General features: G+C 58.9%; 18 protein-coding genes. 15 read left to right on the plus strand and 3 right to left on the minus strand.

Going from position 1 to position 17887, the window contains the following annotated elements:
- Window positions 1–28 precede the first annotated feature (28 nt).
- From livH to ugpQ, 9 genes are all read left to right on the plus strand, one after another.
- Entirely contained in the window at window positions 29–955 is a 927-nt protein-coding gene (livH, locus tag HWQ14_RS06540) for a high-affinity branched-chain amino acid ABC transporter permease LivH (protein ID WP_148420552.1), read from the plus strand.
- Window positions 952–2229: a high-affinity branched-chain amino acid ABC transporter permease LivM gene (locus tag HWQ14_RS06545; RefSeq protein ID WP_176609288.1), complete on the plus strand. Its 1278-nt coding sequence runs from the start codon at window positions 952–954 to the stop codon at window positions 2227–2229. The genes livH and HWQ14_RS06545 overlap by 4 nt, the downstream gene beginning before the upstream one ends.
- Window positions 2226–2993, plus strand: a complete 768-nt coding sequence (gene livG / locus HWQ14_RS06550; protein WP_148420554.1) for a high-affinity branched-chain amino acid ABC transporter ATP-binding protein LivG — start codon at window positions 2226–2228, stop codon at window positions 2991–2993. The genes HWQ14_RS06545 and livG overlap by 4 nt, the downstream gene beginning before the upstream one ends.
- Before the next feature lies 1 nt (window position 2994).
- Window positions 2995–3708, plus strand: a complete 714-nt coding sequence (livF, locus tag HWQ14_RS06555) for a high-affinity branched-chain amino acid ABC transporter ATP-binding protein LivF (protein WP_023298801.1) — start codon at window positions 2995–2997, stop codon at window positions 3706–3708.
- A gap of 260 nt (window positions 3709–3968) precedes the next feature.
- Window positions 3969–5285, plus strand: a complete 1317-nt coding sequence (gene ugpB / locus HWQ14_RS06560; protein ID WP_176609289.1) for a sn-glycerol-3-phosphate ABC transporter substrate-binding protein UgpB — start codon at window positions 3969–3971, stop codon at window positions 5283–5285.
- Window positions 5286–5414: 129 nt separating this feature from the next.
- Window positions 5415–6302 carry a sn-glycerol-3-phosphate ABC transporter permease UgpA gene (gene ugpA / locus HWQ14_RS06565; RefSeq protein ID WP_176609290.1) on the plus strand — a complete coding sequence of 296 codons (888 nt, stop codon included), beginning with the start codon at window positions 5415–5417 and terminating at the stop codon, window positions 6300–6302.
- Window positions 6299–7144 carry a sn-glycerol-3-phosphate ABC transporter permease UgpE gene (gene ugpE / locus HWQ14_RS06570; protein ID WP_176609291.1) on the plus strand — a complete coding sequence of 282 codons (846 nt, stop codon included), beginning with the start codon at window positions 6299–6301 and terminating at the stop codon, window positions 7142–7144. Before ugpA ends, ugpE begins: the two co-directional genes overlap by 4 nt.
- 1 nt (window position 7145) lies before the next feature.
- Window positions 7146–8216, plus strand: coding sequence for a sn-glycerol-3-phosphate import ATP-binding protein UgpC (locus tag HWQ14_RS06575; protein WP_176609292.1), 1071 nt, complete (start codon window positions 7146–7148; stop codon window positions 8214–8216).
- On the plus strand, window positions 8213–8953 hold the full coding sequence (gene ugpQ / locus HWQ14_RS06580) for a glycerophosphodiester phosphodiesterase (RefSeq protein ID WP_176609293.1): 741 nt from the start codon (window positions 8213–8215) through the stop codon (window positions 8951–8953). The genes HWQ14_RS06575 and ugpQ overlap by 4 nt, the downstream gene beginning before the upstream one ends.
- Here ugpQ and HWQ14_RS06585 read toward each other — a convergent pair.
- The gene (locus HWQ14_RS06585) at window positions 8943–9314 is read right to left on the minus strand and encodes a DUF2756 family protein (protein WP_176609294.1); all 372 of its coding nucleotides are present in this window, start codon (window positions 9312–9314) and stop codon (window positions 8943–8945) included. The two genes, ugpQ and HWQ14_RS06585, sit on opposite strands and share 11 nt — an antisense overlap.
- 122 nt (window positions 9315–9436) lie before the next feature.
- On the opposite strand from HWQ14_RS06585, the gene ggt reads away from it, so the two are divergent.
- Window positions 9437–11182, plus strand: a complete 1746-nt coding sequence (ggt, locus tag HWQ14_RS06590) for a gamma-glutamyltransferase (protein ID WP_176609295.1) — start codon at window positions 9437–9439, stop codon at window positions 11180–11182.
- Between the two features lie 88 nt (window positions 11183–11270).
- Here ggt and yhhY read toward each other — a convergent pair whose 3' ends face one another.
- Together yhhY and HWQ14_RS06600 are read right to left on the minus strand one after the other, a co-directional pair.
- Window positions 11271–11759, minus strand: coding sequence for an N-acetyltransferase (gene yhhY, locus HWQ14_RS06595; protein ID WP_176609296.1), 489 nt, complete (start codon window positions 11757–11759; stop codon window positions 11271–11273).
- A 220-nt stretch (window positions 11760–11979) separates the two neighbouring features.
- On the minus strand, window positions 11980–12624 hold the full coding sequence (locus HWQ14_RS06600) for a bactofilin family protein (RefSeq protein WP_176609297.1): 645 nt from the start codon (window positions 12622–12624) through the stop codon (window positions 11980–11982).
- A gap of 157 nt (window positions 12625–12781) precedes the next feature.
- Here HWQ14_RS06600 and HWQ14_RS06605 point away from each other — a divergent pair, with 157 nt between their 5' ends.
- The 5 genes from HWQ14_RS06605 to gntU all read left to right on the plus strand — a co-directional run bounded on the left by HWQ14_RS06605 (window position 12782) and on the right by gntU (window position 17723).
- A complete protein-coding gene (locus HWQ14_RS06605; RefSeq protein WP_176609298.1) occupies window positions 12782–13819 on the plus strand; it encodes an oxidoreductase in 1038 nt (345 codons plus the stop codon).
- A gap of 123 nt (window positions 13820–13942) precedes the next feature.
- Window positions 13943–14638 carry a pirin family protein gene (locus HWQ14_RS06610; protein ID WP_148420563.1) on the plus strand — a complete coding sequence of 232 codons (696 nt, stop codon included), beginning with the start codon at window positions 13943–13945 and terminating at the stop codon, window positions 14636–14638.
- Between the two features lie 91 nt (window positions 14639–14729).
- A complete protein-coding gene (gene gntR, locus HWQ14_RS06615) occupies window positions 14730–15725 on the plus strand; it encodes a gluconate operon transcriptional repressor GntR (RefSeq protein WP_148420564.1) in 996 nt (331 codons plus the stop codon).
- Between the two features lie 126 nt (window positions 15726–15851).
- Window positions 15852–16379 (plus strand): gluconokinase, encoded by a 528-nt coding sequence (gntK, locus tag HWQ14_RS06620; RefSeq protein ID WP_148420565.1) that lies wholly within the window; start codon window positions 15852–15854, stop codon window positions 16377–16379.
- 3 nt (window positions 16380–16382) lie between these two features.
- A complete protein-coding gene (gene gntU, locus HWQ14_RS06625) occupies window positions 16383–17723 on the plus strand; it encodes a gluconate transporter (RefSeq protein ID WP_148420566.1) in 1341 nt (446 codons plus the stop codon).
- The last annotated feature ends 164 nt before the right edge of the window (window positions 17724–17887 follow it).

Raw genomic sequence — 17887 nt, forward strand, 5'->3', positions numbered from 1 at the left:
CGCCGGGCGGGTATAAAAAGGTTTGCATATGTCCGAGCAGTTTCTCTATTTCATGCAGCAGATGTTTAACGGCGTCACGCTGGGAAGCACCTACGCGCTGATCGCCATCGGCTATACGATGGTTTACGGCATTATCGGCATGATCAACTTCGCCCACGGCGAGGTGTACATGATCGGTAGCTACGTCTCCTTTATGATCATCGCCGCGCTGATGATGATGGGCATCGACAGCAGCTGGCTGCTGGTCGCCGCCGGGTTTGTCGGCGCGATTGTGATCGCCAGCGCCTACGGCTGGAGTATCGAACGGGTGGCCTACCGGCCGGTGCGCAGCTCCAAGCGCCTGATTGCGCTGATCTCCGCGATTGGTATGTCGATCTTCCTGCAAAACTACGTCAGCCTGACCGAAGGCTCACGCGACGTGGCGCTGCCAAGCCTGTTTAACGGCCAGTGGGTTGTCGGCGCCAGCGAAAACTTCTCTGCCTCCGTCACGACCATGCAGCTGGTTATCTGGGTGGTCACCTTCCTGGCGATGCTGGCCCTGACCGTTTTCATCCGCTACTCCCGCATGGGACGCGCCTGCCGCGCCTGCGCGGAAGATCTGAAGATGGCGAGCCTGCTCGGGATCAATACCGACCGCGTGATTGCCCTGACCTTCGTGATCGGCGCGGCGATGGCGGCAGTCGCTGGCGTACTGCTCGGCCAGTTCTACGGCGTGATTAACCCGTACATTGGCTTTATGGCCGGCATGAAAGCCTTCACCGCGGCGGTACTGGGCGGTATCGGCAGCATTCCGGGGGCGATGATCGGCGGCCTGATCCTGGGCGTGGCCGAAGCGCTCTCCTCGGCGTACCTGAGCACCGAATATAAAGACGTGGTGTCGTTTGCCCTGCTGATTCTGGTTCTGCTGGTAATGCCTACCGGTATTCTGGGCCGTCCGGAGGTAGAGAAAGTATGAAACCGATGCATTTTGCAATGGCGCTGCTCTCTGCCGCCATGTTCTTCGTGCTGGCGGGCGTCTTTATGGGCGTCCAGCTCGGGCTTGAGGGCACTAAGCTGGTGGTGGATACCGCCGCCGACATCCGCTGGCAGTGGGTGTTCATCGGCACCGCCGTGGTGTTCCTGTTCCAGCTGCTGCGCCCGGCGTTCCAGAAGTCGCTGAAAAACGTCTCCGGGCCGAAGTTCGTACTGCCGGCCATCGACGGTACGACCGTGAAGCAGAAGCTGTTCCTCGTGGCGCTGCTGGTGGCTGCCGTGGCGTGGCCGTTTATGGTGTCGCGCGGCACGGTGGACATCGCCACGCTGACCATGATTTACGTGATCCTCGGCCTCGGTCTGAACGTCGTGGTGGGGCTGTCTGGCCTGCTGGTGCTGGGCTACGGCGGCTTCTACGCCATCGGCGCCTACACCTTTGCGCTGTTGAACCACTATTACGGCCTCGGCTTCTGGACCTGCCTGCCGCTGGCGGGGCTGGTCTCCGCCGCGGCGGGCTTCCTGCTCGGCTTCCCGGTACTGCGCCTGCGCGGTGACTATCTGGCGATTGTGACCTTAGGCTTCGGCGAAATCGTCCGTATCCTGCTGCTCAACAACACCGAAGTGACCGGCGGCCCGAACGGCATCAGCCAGATCCCGAAACCGACCTTCTTCGGCCTGGAATTCAGCCGTACCGCCCGCGAAGGCGGCTGGGATACCTTCAGCAACTTCTTTGGCATCAAGTACGACCCGTCCGACCGCGTGATCTGGCTCTATCTGGTCGCGCTGCTGCTGGTGGTCATTACCCTGTTCGTGATCAACCGTCTGCTGCGCATGCCGCTGGGCCGCGCGTGGGAAGCGCTGCGCGAAGATGAGATCGCCTGCCGCTCTCTGGGCCTGAACCCGACCCGCATCAAGCTGACCGCGTTCACCATCAGCGCCGCGTTTGCCGGTTTTGCCGGAACGCTGTTTGCCGCGCGCCAGGGCTTCGTTAGCCCGGAATCGTTCACCTTTGCCGAATCGGCCTTCGTGCTGGCGATCGTGGTGCTCGGCGGGATGGGTTCGCAGTTCGCCGTTATCCTCGCGGCCATTCTGCTGGTGGTCTCGCGCGAGCTGATGCGCGACTTTAACGAATACAGCATGCTGATGCTGGGCGGTTTGATGGTGCTGATGATGATCTGGCGTCCGCAGGACCTCCTGCCGATGACCCGTCCACAGCTGAAGCTTAAGAGTGCGGAAGCGAAAGGAGAGCAGGCATGAGTCAGCCATTATTATCCGTTAACGGTCTGATGATGCGTTTTGGCGGCCTGCTGGCGGTCAACAACGTGAACCTGGACCTGTACAAGAAAGAGATCGTCTCCCTGATTGGCCCGAACGGCGCGGGGAAAACCACGGTCTTTAACTGCCTGACCGGCTTCTACAAGCCGACGGGCGGCACCATCATGCTGCGCGACCAGCACCTTGAAGGGCTGCCGGGCCAGCAGATTGCCCGCATGGGCGTGGTGCGTACCTTCCAGCACGTGCGCCTGTTCCGCGAGATGACGGTCATTGAGAACCTGCTGGTGGCACAGCACCAGCAGCTGAAAACCGGCCTCTTCTCCGGCCTGCTGAAAACCCCGGCATTTCGCCGCACGCAGGAGGAAGCGCTGGATCGCGCCGCCACCTGGCTTGACCGCATCGGCCTGCTTCAGCACGCCAACCGGCAGGCGAGCAACCTGGCCTACGGCGATCAGCGTCGTCTGGAGATTGTGCGCTGCATGGTGACGCAGCCGGAAATCCTGATGCTCGACGAACCGGCGGCGGGGCTTAACCCGAAAGAGACCAAAGAGCTGGACGAGCTGATTGCCGAGCTGCGCGATCGTCACGACACCACCATCCTGCTGATTGAGCACGACATGAAGCTGGTGATGGGTATTTCGGACCGTATCTACGTGGTGAACCAGGGGACACCGCTGGCGAACGGCACGCCGGAAGAGATCCGCAACAACCCGGACGTGATCCGCGCATACCTTGGTGAGGCATAAGATGGAAAAAGCGATGTTAACGTTCGACAAGGTCAACGCGCACTACGGCAAGATCCAGGCGCTGCACGACGTCAGCCTGCACATCAATCAGGGCGAAATCGTTACGCTAATCGGGGCCAACGGCGCGGGTAAAACCACGCTGCTCGGCACCCTGTGCGGCGACCCGCGCGCCACCAGCGGGCGGATCGTGTTCGATGGCAAAGACATTACCGACTGGCAGACCGCCAAAATCATGCGTGAAGCGGTGGCCATCGTTCCGGAAGGGCGTCGCGTGTTTTCCCGCATGACGGTGGAAGAGAACCTGGCGATGGGCGGCTTCTTTGCTCACCGCGATGAATACCAGACCCGCATCAAGTGGGTGTACGAACTCTTCCCGCGCCTGTGGGAGCGCCGCATTCAGCGTGCGGGCACTATGTCCGGCGGCGAGCAGCAGATGCTGGCGATTGGCCGCGCGCTGATGAGCCAGCCGCGCCTGCTGCTGCTGGACGAGCCGTCGCTGGGCCTTGCGCCGATCATCATCCAGCAGATTTTCGACACCATCGAGCAGCTGCGCAAAGAGGGAATGACCATTTTCCTCGTCGAGCAGAACGCCAACCAGGCGCTGAAGCTCGCGGACCGCGGCTACGTGCTGGAAAACGGACGCGTGGTGCTCTCCGATACCGGCGACGCGCTGCTGGCGAACGAGGCGGTGCGGAGCGCGTATTTAGGCGGATAGGTAAAAGCAAAATGGCAACGCACGTTGCCATTTTTAGTGTTTTCTCCCTCTCCCCGTGGGAGAGGGCCGGGGTGAGGGCACCAGACCGCACCCAACCACCCAACCCCCCAACCCCCTTCACACAACCATCATCCCCCTGACGCTTTGCCGTCATTTATCTGTAAGCAAACGGTTATTTTTCTGTCATTCGAGCATGTCATGTTACCTCGCGAGCACAAAACGCGTGATATCGCGCATCCGGCACAATAAGAGAGATGACAATGACATCGTTACGACACACGGCTTTGGGTCTGGCAATCGGTCTGGCTTTTGCGACGAACGCAATGGCTGTGACCACCATTCCGTTCTGGCATTCCATGGAAGGGGAGTTGGGTAAAGAGGTTGATTCTCTGGCGCAGCGTTTCAACGACACCCATCCGGATTACAAAATTGTGCCGGTCTACAAAGGCAACTACGAGCAGAGCCTGAGCGCGGGCATTGCCGCCTTCCGTACCGGTAACGCACCTGCGTTGCTACAGGTGTATGAAGTAGGTACCGCGACCATGATGGCCTCCAAAGCCATCAAGCCGGTGTACGAAGTGTTTAAAGAGGCGGGTATCAGCTTTGATGAATCCCGTTTCGTGCCGACCGTGGCGGGCTATTACACCGATTCTAAAACCGGTCACCTGCTGTCGCAGCCGTTTAACAGCTCCACCCCGGTGCTGTACTACAACAAAGACGCCTTTAAAAAAGCCGGTTTAGATCCGGAGCAGCCGCCAAAAACCTGGCAGGATCTGGCGGAGTACACCGCGAAGCTGAAAGCGGCGGGGATGAAGTGCGGCTACGCCAGCGGCTGGCAGGGCTGGATCCAGATTGAAAACTTCAGCGCCTGGCACGGCCTGCCGGTAGCCACTAAAAACAACGGTTTCGACGGTACCGACGCGGTACTGGAGTTCAACAAGCCGGAGCAGGTAAAGCACATCGCGCTGCTTGAAGCCCTGAACAAGAAGGGCGATTTCAGCTACTTCGGGCGCAAGGACGAATCCACCGAGAAGTTCTACAACGGCGACTGCGCGATTACTACCGCGTCTTCCGGCTCGCTGGCCGATATCCGTCACTACGCCAAATTCAACTACGGCGTGGGCATGATGCCGTATGACGCCGACGTGAAGGGCGCGCCGCAGAACGCCATCATCGGCGGGGCGAGCCTGTGGGTGATGCAGGGTAAAGACGCCGGCACCTACAAGGGCGTGGCCGAGTTCCTCGATTTCCTGGCGAAGCCGGAAAACGCCGCCGAATGGCACCAGAAAACCGGCTATCTGCCGATCACCAAAGCCGCGTATGACCTGACCCGCGAGCAGGGCTTCTACAGCAAGAACCCGGGGGCGGACATTGCGACGCGCCAGATGCTGAACAAGCCGCCGCTGCCGTTCACCAAGGGCCTGCGTCTGGGCAACATGCCGCAGATCCGCACCATCGTTGATGAAGAGCTGGAAAGCGTGTGGACCGGGAAGAAAACGCCACAGCAGGCGCTGGATTCCGCGGTAGAGCGCGGGAATCAGCTGCTGCGCCGCTTTGAGCAGTCGACGAAGTCTTAATTAAAACCTTACCCCTCACCCTAACCCTCTCCCCCTAGGGGAGAGGGGACTGCACGGAGCCGTCTTTTCTCCCTCGCCCCTATGGGGAGAGGGCCGGGGTGAGGGGCGAAAACCTACTTGAGCTAACCTATGTCATCATCCCGTGCGGTGTTCCGTTCCCGCTGGCTGCCGTATCTGCTGGTCGCGCCGCAGCTGGTCATCACCGTTATCTTCTTTATCTGGCCTGCGGGCGAAGCGCTGTGGTACTCGGTGCAAAGCGTCGATCCGTTCGGGCTTTCCAGCCAGTTTGTCGGGCTGGATAACTTCACCGCGCTTTTTCATGACAGCTACTATCTGGACTCCTTCTGGACGACCATCGAATTCAGCGCTCTGGTCACCGTGAGCGGCCTTGTCGTCTCGCTGTTTTTCGCCGCGCTGGTGGATTACGTGGTGCGCGGCAGCCGCCTGTACCAGACGCTGATGCTGCTGCCGTACGCCGTCGCTCCGGCCGTGGCGGCCGTGCTGTGGATCTTCCTGTTTAACCCCGGCCGCGGGTTGATCACCCATTTTCTGGCAGAGCTGGGTTACGACTGGAACCACGCCCAGCACAGCGGGCAGGCGATGTTCCTGGTGGTGTTCGCCTCGGTGTGGAAGCAGATTAGCTATAACTTCCTGTTCTTCTTTGCCGCGCTGCAGTCCATCCCGCGCTCGCTGGTGGAGGCCGCCGCCATTGACGGCGCAGGCCCGATCCGCCGCTTCTTCAGGCTGTCGCTGCCGCTGATTGCCCCGGTGAGTTTCTTCCTGCTGGTGGTCAACCTCGTGTACGCCTTCTTCGACACCTTCCCGGTGATCGACGCGGCGACCGCGGGCGGACCGGTGCAGGCGACCACCACACTGATTTATAAAATCTACCGCGAAGGCTTTGCCGGTCTGGATCTTTCGGCCTCTGCCGCCCAGTCGGTGGTGCTGATGTTCCTCGTCATCATCCTGACGGTGGTGCAGTTCCGCTATGTTGAAAGTAAGGTGCGCTACCAATGATTGAGAACCGTCGCGGGCTGACGATTTTCAGCCATACCATGCTGATTCTGGGCATTCTCGTCATCCTGTTCCCGCTGTACGTGGCGTTTGTCGCCGCCACGCTGGACACCAGGGCGGTGTTCGACACGCCGATGACGCTGATCCCGGGCACGCACCTCTTCGAGAACATGAAGACCATCTGGACCCAGGGCGTGGGCGCCAACAGCGCGCCGTTCTGGCTGATGATGCTCAACAGCTTCATCATGGCGTTCGGCATTACGGTGGGCAAAATTACCGTGTCGATGCTCTCGGCCTTCGCCATCGTCTGGTTCCGCTTTCCGCTGCGTAACCTGTTCTTCTGGATGATATTTATCACCCTGATGCTGCCGGTGGAGGTACGTATCTTTCCCACGGTAGAGGTAATCGCCAACCTGAAGATGCTCGACAGCTACGCGGGCTTAACCCTGCCGCTGATGGCCTCCGCGACCGCCACCTTCCTGTTCCGCCAGTTCTTTATGACCCTGCCGGACGAGCTGATTGAGGCCGCGCGCATTGACGGCGCCTCGCCGATGCGCTTCTTCCGCGACATCGTGCTGCCGCTGTCGAAAACCAACCTCGCGGCGCTGTTTGTGATCACCTTTATCTACGGCTGGAACCAGTACCTGTGGCCGCTGCTGATTATTCAGGACGTCAACCTCGGCACCGCCGTGGCGGGCATCAAGGGCATGATCGCCACCGGCGAAGGCACCACCCTCTGGAACCAGGTGATGGCGGCGATGCTGCTCACCCTTATCCCCCCGGTCGTTATCGTTTTAGCCATGCAGCGTGCGTTTGTGCGTGGTTTAGTGGACAGTGAGAAATAAGATGGCAGGTTTAAAACTTCAGGCAGTCACCAAAAGCTGGGATGGTAAAACCCAGGTCATTCAGCCGCTCACCCTCGACGTGGCGGACGGAGAATTTATCGTGATGGTCGGCCCGTCCGGCTGCGGCAAATCGACGCTGCTGCGCATGGTGGCGGGGCTTGAACGCGTTACCTCTGGCGATATCTGGATCGACCGCCAGCGCGTCACCGAGATGGAGCCAAAAGATCGCGGCATCGCGATGGTGTTCCAGAACTACGCTCTCTATCCGCACATGAGCGTGGAGGAGAACATGGCGTGGGGGCTGAAAATTCGCGGGATGGGCAAAGGCCATATTGAGGCACGGGTGAAAGAGGCGGCGCGCATTCTGGAGCTGGACGGCCTGCTCAAGCGCCGCCCGCGCGAACTCTCCGGCGGCCAGCGCCAGCGCGTGGCGATGGGGCGCGCCATCGTGCGCGATCCGGCGGTGTTCCTGTTCGACGAACCGCTCTCGAACCTCGACGCCAAGCTGCGCGTGCAGATGCGCCTGGAGCTGCAGCAGCTGCACCGCCGTCTGAAAACCACCTCCCTGTACGTAACCCACGATCAGGTTGAAGCCATGACCCTCGCCCAGCGGGTGATGGTGATGAATAAAGGCGTTGCCGAACAGATTGGCACGCCGGTGGAGGTGTACGAAAAACCGGCCAGCCGCTTCGTGGCGAGCTTTATCGGCAGCCCGGCGATGAACCTGCTGGACGGGCGAATCAATAGTGCGGGAACCCACTTTGAACTGGAAAGCGGGATGGCATTGCCCGTCAACTGGTACTATCGTGGCTACGCCGGGCGTAAGATGACGCTCGGTATCCGCCCGGAGCATATTGGTTTAACCTCTCAGGCGGAGGGCGGCGTGCCGCTGGTGATGGACACGCTGGAGATGCTGGGCGCGGACAACCTGGCGCACGGACGCTGGGGCGAGCAAAAGCTGGTGGTGCGTCTGCCGCATCAGGAGCGCCCGAAAGCAGGCAGCACGCTGTGGCTGCATATGCCGGAAAATCACCTGCACTTATTTGATGGTGAAACAGGACAACGAGTATGAGCAACTGGCCTTATCCCCGCATCGTCGCCCACCGTGGCGGCGGTAAGCTGGCGCCGGAAAACACCCTGGCGGCAATTGACGCTGGCGCACGCTTCGGCCACACGATGATCGAGTTTGACGCCAAGCTGTCGAAAGACGGCGAAATATTTCTGCTGCATGACGACAACCTTGAACGCACCAGCAACGGCTGGGGCGTGGCGGGTGAACTGCCGTGGCGCGATCTGCTGAAGGTGGACGCCGGAAGCTGGTACAGCAGCGAATTTAAGGGCGAGCCGCTGCCGCTGCTGGCGGAAGTGGCGGACCGCTGTCGTCAGCACGGCATGATGGCCAATATCGAAATCAAACCGACCACCGGCACCGGGCCGCTGACGGGCAAAGTCATCGCGCTGGCCGCGCGCGAGCTGTGGGAAGGGATGACCGCGCCGCTGCTGTCATCGTTTGACGTTGACGCGCTGGCAGCGGCGCAGGAAGCGGCACCGGAGCTGCCCCGCGGGCTGCTGCTGGACGAGTGGCGCGAGGACTGGCGCGAGCTGACGACCCGCTTAGGCTGCGTGTCGATCCACCTCAACCACAAGCTGCTGGATGAGGCGCGCGTGACGGCGCTGAAGGCGGCCGGTCTGCGCATTCTGGTGTATACCGTCAACAAACCCCAGCGCGCGGCCGAACTGCTGCGCTGGGGCGTGGACAGCATCTGCACCGATGAGATTGATCGGATCGGGCCGAACTTTACTTATTAAGCATGCTGCCGTTCTGCTGGGTCGGCAGCATATGCTGCTGACCGCCGCTTTGCGACATTCCGCCTCCTAACATCCCGCCGTTTGAATTGGGCAGCGGCTGCTCGCGCATCTGGCCCTGCTGGACGCGCTGGGTGTTGGCGTTCATCTGGCTTTGCAGGTGCTGCTGCTGCACCTGCGTCTGCGTTTTTAACTGCTGATTGAGCATTCCTTTCTGCTGCTGTTGCTGGTTCATCATCTCGGTCTGCATGCGCTGCTGGCTCGGGATCACGTAGCCCGGCTGGTTCGGGTTGTTCAGCGTGTTGAGCGGCTGTGCGAGCGCGGCGAACGGGAGCAGCACGATCAGGATCGGTAATCGTTTCATGGTTATCTCCTCCTTTGAGGCTTCTCTTAAGTTTACTCCGATTCCACCATAACGATGATTTTTTAGGAGTTGTGAACCAGGCTTAAGCGGGGAATATGGGCCCCTTCACCTGGAGAACAATAATGATGAAACCAACCTTTTTGCGCTGGGTTGCCATCGCTGCGCTGATGGCAGGGGGTACATTTACCGTGGCGGCCAATCCGCCCGCCGCGCCTCCGGTGTCGTACGGCGTGGAGGAGGACGTTTTCCACCCCGTGCGGGCGACGCACGGCATGGTGGCCTCGGTTGACGCGCTGGCGACGCAGGTGGGCGTTGATATTCTTAAGCAGGGGGGCAACGCGGTGGATGCGGCGGTCGCGGTAGGGTACGCGCTGGCCGTAACGCACCCGCAGGCGGGGAATCTGGGCGGCGGCGGGTTTATGCTGCTGCGCACCAAAGACGGCAAAACCACGGCCATCGACTTCCGCGAAATGGCGCCCGGCCAGGCCACGCGCGATATGTTCCTCGACGATCAGGGCAACCCTGACAGCAAAAAATCCCTGACCTCGCACCTTGCGTCCGGCACGCCGGGCACCGTTGCGGGCTTCTCGCTGGCGCTGGAAAAATACGGCACCATGCCGCTGAACAAGGTGGTCCAGCCTGCCATTAAGCTGGCGCGCGACGGCTTCGTGGTCAACGACGCGCTGGCGGACGATCTCAAAACCTACGGCAGCGAAGTCATTCCGAACCATGAAAACAGCAAAGCTATTTTCTGGAAAGACGGCGAGCCGCTGAAGAAGGGCGACAGGCTGGTGCAGAAGAACCTGGCAACCAGCCTGGAGCGCATTGCGGAGCACGGCCCGGACGCCTTCTATAAAGGGGCGATAGCCGACCAGATTGCCAGTGAAATGCAAAAGAACGGCGGGCTGATTACCAAAGCGGATCTGGCGGAATACAGGGCGGTGGAGCGCGAGCCGATTAGCGGCACCTATCGCGGGTATGAGGTGTTCTCCATGCCGCCGCCGTCGTCCGGCGGTATTCACATCGTGCAGATCCTCAACATTCTTGAAAACTTCGATATGCACAAGTTCGGCTTCGGCAGCGCGGACGCCATGCAGGTAATGGCCGAGGCGGAAAAACGCGCCTACGCGGACCGCTCGGAATACCTTGGTGATCCGGACTTCGTGAAGGTGCCCTGGCAGGCGCTAACCAACAAAGCCTATGCCAAATCCATAGCCGATGGGATCGACATCAACAAGGCGAAGCCGTCGAGCGAGATCCGCCCCGGCAAGCTGGCACCGTATGAAAGCAACCAGACCACGCACTTCTCGGTGGTGGACAAAGACGGTAACGCGGTAGCGGTGACCTATACGCTCAACACCACGTTCGGGACCGGGATAGTGGCGGGCAACAGCGGTATTCTGATGAATAACGAGATGGATGACTTCTCCGCCAAGCCGGGCGTGCCGAACGTGTACGGACTGGTGGGCGGAGACGCCAACGCCGTGGGGCCGAAGAAACGTCCGCTGTCGTCCATGTCGCCCACCATCGTGGTGAAAGACGGCAAAACGTGGCTGGTGACGGGCAGCCCTGGCGGCAGCCGTATTATCACCACCGTGCTGCAAATGGTAGTGAACAGCATTGATTTTGGCATGAACGTGGCGGAAGCGACCAATGCGCCGCGCTTTCACCACCAGTGGCTGCCGGACGAGCTGCGCGTGGAGAAGGGCTTTAGCCCGGATACCCTGAAGCTGCTGGAGCAGCGCGGACAGAAGGTGGCGGTGAAGGAGGCGATGGGCAGCACCCAGAGCATCATGGTCGGGCCGGACGGGGCGCTGTTTGGCGCGTCGGACCCGCGTTCGGTGGATGATTTAACGGCGGGGTATTGAGGGCTCCCCTCACCCTAACCCTCTCCCCATAGGGGAGAGGGGATTGCACGGTGCGGTCTTTTCTCCCTCGCCCCTTTGGGGAGAGGGGTTACTTCATCCGCGCCATATAATACGCGTCCACATACTCACCGTTGCGCAGGGCAAAGCGCTTTCCGGTCCCCTCAATCTCAAAACCGTGCTTTTTGTACACCGCGATTGCCGGTTCGTTATCAACAAACACCGTCAGCTCAATGCGATCGACGCGCAGCCAGTTGTCGCACATATCGATCATGGTGCGCATCAGGGCGCTGGCGACGCCACGGTTTTGCCACTGCGCGCCCACGCTGATGCCAAAATCGGCAACGTGGCTGCGGCGCGGACGTGGCGCAACCGCAAGGCACAGGTGTCCGGCAACGGTGCCGTCGATACAGGCGACCAGCTGTTTAATGCCCGGCTGGTCGGCGAGCCGCTCCTGCCACATCTGCTCTGAGGGATGAGGAACCTGTAGCGTGTTGTGATACACCTCCGGCTGGGCGTGGATCTGACGAATGGCGTCATAATCTTTCGGTTCAGCGTGGCGTATCACTATCTCACTCATTCCTTCATCCTCGGTCAGTTAAAAGTCCCTTCCAACATCAATGACTTTAAATTTCGAGTCAATCGCTATTTTTTGCAAAAAGTGTTGGACAAGTGCGAATGAGAATGATTATTATTGCTCTGCGTTCAGGAAGACCTCTGCGGTAACCTGAAAGCACGACATTGCTCACATTGCTTCCAGTATTACTTTAGCCAGCTTCTAGCTGGCTTTTTTTTGCTTTTTATTTGGCAAGCTCGCACGCTTCAGGTGCGTTAGCAGGGATGTCCTTGATCAGGCCTACGACGTTGTTCTTTTCGATAGCGGCGGGCAGCATCTCGGCAATACCGGAAAAGATCCCCCCTTTTTTAACGGCCAGCGCGCGATAGGAAAGCGTTCCCGTCAGCTCACCGTTTTCGCATATTTCTATGGCGTCACTGTGGCATTCACCGATGACGGTCCCGTCAATAATCAGCTCCCGACAGGTGATGTTTCCCTCAACCCGCCCCCCGCGCATGATTTTGATCAGACTCTGTTCGGAAGCAATGTTGCCGATGAGCTCACCGTGCACGTAGACGTGGCCAGTCGAAACGATATTGCCTTCAACGCGGACGTCAGTCGCAATCACCGTGGTACCGTGCTTCTCGGTGGCGGTAGGTTCTTTCTCCAGGACAGGTGGCGACGGCAGGGGATTTGGCACCTTGATTTCATTCATTTTGTTCTTCTTAAACATAACGTTTCCCAGGTTGATAAGCAGGGGGAGAGTGAAGGCCAGTACAGATAATGCTGCGAAGAGCCATGCGAGTTGCCAGGCGGCATAGCACCAGGCGAGAAGCGCCAGCAGCCAGAAGAGAAGCGCACTGTTTAACGCGAGATATTTCCTTTCCATAGGAATGGGCGCGACTCCCTTCGCGAGCATAGATTTGACCTTCACCTTATCGTGTTTTTTAGCAGCACGGTCAAGGCAACTGCCGCCATTTTAGGATTCTTTAGGTCAAATTTATCGCTATAGTGAAAACAGAAACCTGATAACAAAGGACGGAACCATGACCCTGAACTGTGCATTTATTGGATTTGGTAAAAGCACCACCCGCTATCACCTTCCGTATGTTCTCAACCGCAAAGACAGCTGGCACGTTGCCCATATCTACCGCCGCAGCGCGAAGCCGGAAGAGCAGTCTCCACAGTATTCCCATATTCATTTCACCAGCGATCTTGATGAGGTGCTGGGCGACCCGCAGGTTAAACTGGTCATCGTCTGCACCCATGCCGACAGCCACTTCGACTATGCGAAACGCGCACTGGAAGCGGGTAAAAACGTGCTGGTGGAAAAGCCGTTCACCCCGACCATCGCCGAAGCGAAGGAACTGTTCGCGCTGGCGAAGAGCAAGGGGCTGACCGTCACGCCGTATCAGAACCGCCGCTTTGACAGCTGCTTCCTGACGGCGAAAAAGGCGATAGAGAGCGGCAAGCTCGGCGACATCGTGGAAATGGAAAGCCACTTCGATTACTACCGCCCGGTGGCGGAGACCAAACCCGGCCTGCCGCAGGACGGTTCCTTCTACGGTCTTGGCGTCCACACCATGGACCAGATCATTTCCCTGTTTGGCCGACCGGACCACGTGGCGTACGACATTCGCAGCCTGCGCAATAAAGCCAACCCGGACGACACCTTCGAGGCACAGCTGTTCTACGGTGACCTGAAAGCCATCGTCAAAACCAGCCATCTTGTGAAAATCGACTACCCGAAATTTATCGTTCACGGCACCAGAGGCTCGTTTATCAGGTACGGCATCGACCAGCAGGAGACTAGCCTGAAGGCCAATATCATGCCCGGCGAACCGGGTTTTGCCGCAGACGATTCCGTCGGCGTGCTCGAGTATGTGAACGATGAGGGCGTAACGGTCAGAGAAGAGCTGAAGCCCGAAGCCGGTGACTATGGCCGCGTCTACGATGCGCTGTATGAAACCCTCACCAACGGCGCGCCGAATTACGTCAAGGAATCTGACGTTCTCACCAACCTGGAAATCCTTGAACGCGCTTTCGAACAGGCGTCTCCTGCCACGATAACCCTTGCCAGATAAGCAAAAACGGCTCCTCTGAACTTGTTCACAAATTTTGAACAGAGGAGTCAATTTTCACCCTCTATGATCCCAGACGGTTTGCGTCCACACTTACTCCATCGAAACGAACTGAGGGTGAAAACAATGATCTACTTACGCAAAGCAAACGAACGTGGTCACGCAAATCATGGCTGGCTGGACTCATGGCATTCATTCTCGTTTGCCGACTATTATGACCCGAACTTCATGGGCTTCTCCGCGCTGCGCGTCATTAACGATGACGTGATTGATGCAGGCCAGGGCTTCGGTACCCACCCGCACAAGGATATGGAAATTTTGACCTACGTGCTGGAAGGGGCGGTTGAGCACCAGGACAGCATGGGCAACAAGGAGCAGGTTCCGGCGGGCGAGTTCCAGATTATGAGCGCGGGCACCGGGGTGCGTCACTCCGAGTACAACCCGAGCAAAACGGAAAAACTGCACCTGTATCAGATCTGGATCATTCCGGAAGAAACCGGCATCACGCCGCGCTACGAGCAGCGCCGCTTCGACGCGAAGCAGGGCAAACAGCTGGTGCTCTCTCCGGATGCGAGAGAAGGTTCCCTGAAGGTGCATCAGGATATGGAACTGTACCGCTGGGCGCTGGCGAAAGACGAACAGTCCGTACACCAGATTGCCGCCAACCGCCGCGTGTGGATCCAGGTGGTGAAGGGCGACGTGACCATTAACGGCACCAAAGCCACAACCGCAGATGGTCTGGCTATCTGGGACGAGCAGGCGCTCTCCGTGCATGCCGACAGCGAAAGCGAAATCCTGCTGTTTGACCTGCCGCCGGTCTAAATAATTTCTCAACCTTCCCTTTAAACGGGGAAGGTTGAGCTTTGTCCGTGATAAACTGAGCAAATCTCTCACTTCAAGATTTCTCAGGACGATGAAAAAGAAACGCCCCGTACTTCAGGATGTCGCCGATCGCGTCGGTGTGACCAAAATGACGGTCAGCCGCTTTTTACGTAACCCGGAACAGGTTTCCGTCGCGTTGCGTGGCAAGATTGCCGCAGCCCTTGATGAACTGGGTTATATCCCCAACCGCGCACCCGATATTCTCTCCAATGCGACCAGCCGTGCGGTGGGCGTCCTGCTTCCTTCCTTAACTAACCAGGTTTTCGCCGAAGTGCTGCGCGGTATCGAAAGCGTCACCGATGCGTTTGGTTATCAGACCATGCTCGCGCACTATGGGTACAAGCCGGAACTGGAGGAAGAACGACTTGAATCGATGCTCTCCTGGAACATCGATGGTCTAATTTTAACGGAGCGTACCCACACTGCCCGCACGCTGAAAATGATCGAAGTGGCGGGCATTCCGGTGGTGGAGCTGATGGACAGCCAGTCGCCGTGCCTCGACATTGCCGTTGGTTTCGATAACTTCGAAGCGGCGCGGCAGATGACCGCGGCCATCATCGCCCGCGGCCACCGGCACATCGCTTACCTGGGTGCACGTCTGGATGAACGTACTATCATCAAACAGAAAGGATACGAGCAGGCGATGCTCGACGCCGGTTTGATCCCGTACAGCGTGATGGTGGAGCAATCCTCATCCTACACCTCGGGTATTGAGCTGATGCGCCAGGCGCGACGCGAGTATCCGCAACTGGACGGTATTTTCTGTACCAACGATGACCTTGCGGTCGGCGCGGCGTTTGAGTGCCAGCGTCTGGGGCTGAAGATCCCTGACGATATGGCGATTGCCGGCTTCCACGGCCACGACATTGGTCAGGTGATGGAGCCGCGCCTGGCGAGCGTCCTGACCCCGCGTGAACGCATGGGCCGCATCGGTGCAGAACGCCTGCTGGCGCGCATTCGTGGTGAGGCAGTTACCCCTAAAATGTTAGATTTAGGTTTCACCTTGTCACCGGGTGGATCTATTTAATCCGACAAATTTGAAGTAGCTCACACTTATTCACTTCGCGCACGTTTGGATATTGCTTCTCTTTTGCCCCGGCAGGACAATGTTACCGATAACTGTTACCCGTAACAATTGACTGAGGGACACCCTTTGAGCACGACTAATCACGATCACCACGTTTACGTCCTGATGGGCGTGTCCGGTAGCGGTAAATCTGCCGTGGCGAGCGAAGTGGCGCATCAACTCCAGGCTGCGTTTCTTGATGGCGACTTCCTCCATCCGCGCAGCAACATCACCAAAATGGCTGCCGGCGAGCCGCTGAACGACGACGATCGCAAACCGTGGCTGCAGGCGCTGAATGACGCCGCGTTCGCGATGCAGCGTACCAACAAAGTTTCCCTGATCGTCTGCTCCGCGCTGAAAAAAACCTATCGCGACCTGCTGCGCGACGGCAACCCGAACCTCTCCTTCATCTATCTGAAGGGTGATTTTGAGGTGATTGAAAGCCGTCTGAAGGCGCGTAAGGGTCACTTCTTCAAAACCCAGATGCTGGTGACGCAGTTCGAAGCGCTGCAGGAGCCGGGTGCTGACGAGCAGGATGTCCTGGTGGTTGATATCGATCAGCCGCTGGAAGGTGTTGTAGCCAGCACCATCGAGGTTATCAATAAAAGGCAATAAGTTTTGAGTACATTAACGCTTGTTTTGACAGCAGTGGGTTCCGTTTTACTGCTGCTGTTTTTAGTGATGAAGGCGCGTATGCACGCTTTCGTTGCTTTGATGGTGGTTTCTATTGGTGCAGGTCTCTTTTCCGGCATGCCGCTCGACAAGATCGCCGCGACGATGGAAAAAGGGATGGGCGGCACGCTGGGCTTCCTGGCCATTGTGGTCGCGCTGGGCGCGATGTTTGGCAAGATCCTGCACGAGACGGGCGCGGTCGACCAGATTGCCGTCAAGATGCTGAAATCCTTCGGCCACAGCCGCGCGCATTACGCGATTGGCCTCGCTGGCCTGATTTGCGCGCTGCCGCTGTTCTTTGAGGTGGCCGTGGTGCTGCTGATTAGCGTAGCGTTCTCCATGGCGCGCCATACCGGCACTAACCTTGTGAAGCTGGTCATTCCGCTGTTTGCGGGCGTGGCGGCAGCCGCGGCGTTTCTGCTGCCGGGGCCTGCGCCGATGCTGCTGGCTTCCCAGATGCACGCCGACTTTGGCTGGATGATCCTGATTGGCCTGTGCGCGGCAATCCCGGGGATGATTATCGCCGGTCCGCTGTGGGGCAACTTCATCAGCCGCTACGTCGAGCTGCACATTCCTGACGACATCACCGAGCCGCACCTGGGCGAGGGCAAAATGCCGTCCTTCGGCTTCAGCCTGTCGCTGATCCTGCTCCCGCTGGTGCTGGTAGGGCTGAAAACCATTGCCGCCCGCTTTGTGCCTGAAGGCTCTACCGCCTATGAATGGTTTGAGTTTATCGGTCATCCGTTTACCGCGATCCTGGTGGCGTGTCTGGTGGCAATTTACGGCCTGGCGATGCGTCAGGGCATGCCAAAAGACCGCGTGATGGAGATTTGCGGTGCTGCGCTCCAGCCTGCGGGCATCATTCTGCTGGTGATCGGTGCCGGTGGCGTGTTCAAACAGGTGCTGGTGGATTCCGGCGTGGGTCCTGCTCTGGGTGAAGCGCTGACCGGAATGGGCCTGCCGATTGCGGTCACCTGCTTCGTGCTGGCCGCGGCGGTACGTATCATTCAGGGCTCCGCGACCGTGGCCTGCTTAACGGCCGTAGGCCTGGTGATGCCGGTGATTGAACAGCTGAACTACTCCGGTGCGCAGATGGCGGCGCTGTCTATCTGTATCGCGGGTGGTTCGATTGTGGTATCCCACGTGAACGACGCAGGCTTCTGGCTGTTCGGTAAATTTACCGGCGCGACCGAAGCGCAAACCCTGAAAACCTGGACGCTGATGGAAACCATCCTCGGCACGACGGGTGCGATTGTCGGGATGATTGCGTTTACGCTGCTGAGCTAACCCGGTTTTCTCCCTCTCCCTGTGGGAGAGGGGTGGGGTGAGGGCAACAGGCCGCAGAGATCTTATTTTGTCGGGTGGCGGCTTCGCCTTACCCGACCTAAAAGTCACTCCGGTTTTCTCCCTCTCCCACGGGGAGAGGGAGCAACCACTAAAAACGGCAATCA

The sequence above is a fragment of the Enterobacter cloacae genome, from assembly GCF_013375935.1.
Lineage (GTDB): Bacteria > Pseudomonadota > Gammaproteobacteria > Enterobacterales > Enterobacteriaceae > Enterobacter > Enterobacter pasteurii.

Excerpts from the sequence above, each read along its gene's own strand:
- yhhY (WP_176609296.1), bottom strand. The coding sequence starts at position 11,759 with ATGAGTGAGATAGTGATACGCCACGCTGAACCGAAAGATTATGACGCC.
- ugpA (WP_176609290.1), top strand. The coding sequence starts at position 5,415 with ATGTCATCATCCCGTGCGGTGTTCCGTTCCCGCTGGCTGCCGTATCTG.
- HWQ14_RS06610 (WP_148420563.1), top strand. The coding sequence starts at position 13,943 with ATGATCTACTTACGCAAAGCAAACGAACGTGGTCACGCAAATCATGGC.
- ugpQ (WP_176609293.1), top strand. The coding sequence starts at position 8,213 with ATGAGCAACTGGCCTTATCCCCGCATCGTCGCCCACCGTGGCGGCGGT.
- ggt (WP_176609295.1), top strand. The coding sequence starts at position 9,437 with ATGATGAAACCAACCTTTTTGCGCTGGGTTGCCATCGCTGCGCTGATG.
- HWQ14_RS06605 (WP_176609298.1), top strand. The coding sequence starts at position 12,782 with ATGACCCTGAACTGTGCATTTATTGGATTTGGTAAAAGCACCACCCGC.
- HWQ14_RS06585 (WP_176609294.1), bottom strand. The coding sequence starts at position 9,314 with ATGAAACGATTACCGATCCTGATCGTGCTGCTCCCGTTCGCCGCGCTC.
- HWQ14_RS06575 (WP_176609292.1), top strand. The coding sequence starts at position 7,146 with ATGGCAGGTTTAAAACTTCAGGCAGTCACCAAAAGCTGGGATGGTAAA.
- livF (WP_023298801.1), top strand. The coding sequence starts at position 2,995 with ATGGAAAAAGCGATGTTAACGTTCGACAAGGTCAACGCGCACTACGGC.
- HWQ14_RS06600 (WP_176609297.1), bottom strand. The coding sequence starts at position 12,624 with ATGGAAAGGAAATATCTCGCGTTAAACAGTGCGCTTCTCTTCTGGCTG.
- livG (WP_148420554.1), top strand. The coding sequence starts at position 2,226 with ATGAGTCAGCCATTATTATCCGTTAACGGTCTGATGATGCGTTTTGGC.
- ugpE (WP_176609291.1), top strand. The coding sequence starts at position 6,299 with ATGATTGAGAACCGTCGCGGGCTGACGATTTTCAGCCATACCATGCTG.
- HWQ14_RS06545 (WP_176609288.1), top strand. The coding sequence starts at position 952 with ATGAAACCGATGCATTTTGCAATGGCGCTGCTCTCTGCCGCCATGTTC.
- gntR (WP_148420564.1), top strand. The coding sequence starts at position 14,730 with ATGAAAAAGAAACGCCCCGTACTTCAGGATGTCGCCGATCGCGTCGGT.
- ugpB (WP_176609289.1), top strand. The coding sequence starts at position 3,969 with ATGACATCGTTACGACACACGGCTTTGGGTCTGGCAATCGGTCTGGCT.
- livH (WP_148420552.1), top strand. The coding sequence starts at position 29 with ATGTCCGAGCAGTTTCTCTATTTCATGCAGCAGATGTTTAACGGCGTC.